The organism is Streptomyces niphimycinicus (genome assembly GCF_018883605.1).
Taxonomy (GTDB): domain Bacteria; phylum Actinomycetota; class Actinomycetes; order Streptomycetales; family Streptomycetaceae; genus Streptomyces; species Streptomyces niphimycinicus.
Genome location: NZ_JAHLEM010001088.1, coordinates 1 through 3,489, shown reverse-complemented (window position 1 = coordinate 3,489; position 3,489 = coordinate 1). Strand labels below are relative to the sequence as shown.

At 74.1% G+C, this 3,489-nt stretch carries 1 protein-coding gene; it reads left to right on the top strand.

All coding sequences use genetic code 11. The features are described from left to right. Positions 1-3,489, top strand: a 3,489-nt coding sequence (locus KN815_RS47755; protein WP_216348019.1) for a type I polyketide synthase, incomplete at both ends; no start/stop codon positions are given.

Below are 3,489 nucleotides of genomic sequence, written 5' to 3'. Positions count from 1 at the left end.
CTCGCGCCGCTGCTGCGCGGGCTGGTGCGGGTCCCGGTGCGCCGCGCGGTGGACGCGGCAGCGGGCGGCGGTTCCGCGCTGGCGGAGCGGCTGGCCGCGCTGAGCGCGGCCGAGCAGGACCGGCTGCTGCTGGACCTGGTCCGTACGCAGGTGGCGGCCGTCCTCGGCTATGCGGGCCCGCAGGCCGTCGAGGAGGGCCGGGCCTTCAAGGACCTGGGCTTCGACTCCCTGACCGCCGTCGAACTGCGCAATCTGCTGCGCGAGGCGACCGGGCTGCGGCTGCCGCCCACGCTCGTCTTCGACTACCCCACCTCGACCAGCCTCGCGGGCCATCTGCGCGAGGAGATCGTCGGGGACGCGGCCGACGCGATCATGCCCGACCGGGTGATCAGCGCGGTGGACCGCGACGACCCGATCGCGATCGTCGCGATGAGCTGCCGTTTCCCCGGCGGTGTGCGGTCGCCCGAGGAGCTGTGGCAACTGCTGGTCGCCGGTGACGACGCCATCACCCCGTTCCCCGCCGACCGCGGCTGGGACCTCGCCACCCTCTACAGCGACGACCCCGACCTCGAGGGCACCAGCTACACCCGCGAGGGCGGCTTCCTGCACGACGTGGCCGACTTCGACGCCTCGTTCTTCGGCATCTCGCCGCGCGAGGCGCTCGCCATGGACCCGCAGCAGCGGCTGCTGCTGGAGACCACCTGGGAGGCGTTCGAGCGGGCCGGGGTCGACCCCGCGTCCCTGCGCGGCAGCCGGACCGGTGTCTACATCGGCTCCAACGACCAGGACTATCTGACGCTGTGGCTGAACGAGCCGCAGGGCCTCGAAGGCCATCTCGGCACCGGCAACTCCTCCAGCGTGGCCTCCGGCCGGCTCTCCTACGCCTTCGGGCTCGAAGGCCCGGCCGTCACCATCGACACCGCCTGCTCGTCGTCGGTGGTGGCGCTGCACCTGGCCGCGCAGGCGCTGCGCAACGGCGAATGCTCGCTGGCGCTGGCCGGAGCCGTCACGGTCATGTCGACCCCGGGCGCCTTCCTGGAGTTCAGCCGGCAGCGCGGACTGGCCGCCGACGGCCGGATCAAGGCGTTCTCCGGTGACGCGGACGGCACCAACTGGGCCGAAGGCGTGGGCCTCTTCCTGGTGGAGCGGCTCTCCGACGCCCGCGAGAACGGCCATCCGGTGCTCGCCGTCCTGCGCTCCACCGCCATCAACCAGGACGGCGCGTCCAACGGTCTGACGGCGCCCAACGGCCCGTCCCAGCAGCGCGTCATCCGGCAGGCCCTCGCGGGCGCCGGTCTTTCGGCCACCGACATCGACGTCGTGGAGGCCCACGGCACCGGTACGACGCTGGGCGACCCGATCGAGGCGCAGGCGCTGCTCGCCACCTACGGCCAGGACCGGCCCGAGGACCGGCCGCTGTGGCTGGGCTCGGTGAAGTCCAACATCGGCCACACCCAGGCCGTGGCGGGCGCCGCCGGGATCATGAAGATGGTCATGGCGATGCGGCACGGTGTGCTGCCGCGGACCCTCCACGTCAGCGAGCCGACCCCGCATGTCGACTGGTCGGCGGGCGACATCGAGCTGCTGACCGAGGCCCGGCCCTGGCCGGAGACCGGCCGCCCGCGCCGCGCGGGTGTGTCCTCGTTCGGCTTCAGCGGCACCAACTCGCACGCGATCATCGAGCAGGCCCCGCCGGTGGACGCGGTCGCCGCGCCCGCTCCGGAACGGTCCCTGCCCGTCCTCGCCTGGCCGGTCTCGGGCCGTACCGAGGACGCGCTACGGGCCCAGGCCGCACGGCTGAGCCCTTCCGTGGGCACCGGCACCGCCACCGCCACCGGCACCGGCACCGACGGGCCGCGCCCGCTCGACCTCGCCTACTCCCTGGCCACCTCCCGTGCCGCCCTGGAACACCGGGCCGTGGCGCTCGGCCGGGACGGCGGCCTCCTCGGCGAGCAGCTCGCGGCGCTGGCCGACGGGCGCGGCGCCACGGGGCTCATCGAGGGCTCGGTGACCGGTGGCAAGCTGGCGTTCCTCTTCACCGGGCAGGGCAGCCAGCGGCTGGGGATGGGGCGCGAGCTGTACGACGCCTACCCGGCGTTCGCGGATGCGCTGGACGCGGTCTGTGCGGAGCTGGACGCCCATCTTGAACGGCCTCTGAAGGACGTGCTGTTCGGGGACGACGCCGAGGCGCTGGACCGGACCGGCTTCACCCAGCCCGCGCTGTTCGCGGTCGAGGTGGCGCTGTTCCGGCTGGTGGAGGCGTGGGGTCTGAAGGCGGACTTCCTGTCCGGCCACTCGATCGGTGAGCTGGCCGCCGCGCACGTGGCCGGTGTGCTGTCCCTCGCGGACGCGTGCACACTGGTGGCGGCGCGGGGCCGGCTGATGCAGGAGCTGCCCGCCGGTGGCGCGATGATCGCCGTCGAGGCGTCGGAGGACGAGGTGACGCCGCTGCTCGGCGAGCGCGTCTCGATCGCCGCGCTGAACGGGCCGACGTCGGTCGTCATCGCGGGTGATGAGGACGTGGCGACCGAGATCGCGGCGACCTTCGAGGCGCGGGGTCGTAAGACCAAGCGGCTCACGGTCAGCCACGCGTTCCACTCGCCGCGCATGGACGGCATGCTGGACGCGTTCCGTGAGGTCGCGCAGGGGCTGACCTACGAGGCCCCGCGCATCCCGATCGTCTCCAACCTCACCGGCGCCATCGTCTCCGCCGAGGAGATCACCAGCCCCGACTTCTGGGTGCGCCACGTCCGGGAAGCCGTCCGCTTCCTCGACGGCGTACGGGAGTTGGAAGCCCAGGGCGTCACCACCTTCGTGGAGCTGGGCCCCGACGGTGTCCTCACCGCCATGGCCCAGGAGTGCGTCACCGACGCCGATGTGGCGGGCTTCGCCGCCGCGCTGCGCAAGGACCGCCCCGAGGCCGAGACCGTCACCACCGCACTCGCCCAGGCGTATGTCCGGGGCGCCGAGGTGGACTGGACCGGGTACTTCGCCGGGACCGGCGCCCACCGCGTCGACCTGCCGACGTACGCGTTCCAGCGCCGCCGCTACTGGCCCGAGTTCGCCCTGGCGGCCGGGACCCCGGCCGAGGGCGCGGTGGACGCGGTGGACGCGCGGTTCTGGGAGGCCGTGGAGCGCGAGGACTGGGAGTCGCTCGCCACCGAGCTGCGGGTCGAGGGCGACCAGCCGCTCAGCGCGGTGCTGCCCGCCCTGTCGACGTGGCGCCGCGCCCAGCGCGAGCGGTCCGCCGCCGACGGCCACCTCTACAACGTGGTGTGGAAGCCGCGTCCGCAGGCCCCGTCCAGCTCCCCGGCCCCGGCCGGCACCTGGCTGACCGTCGTCCCCGCGCACCACGCCGACGACCCGCGGATCACCGCCGTGGCCGACGATCTGACGCGGCGCGGGGCGCGGGTCGTCCGCGTCGAACTGGACGCCGCGGACACCGACCCGGCGAACGTGGCCGAGCGCCTGGCCGCGGCGACGGCCGAC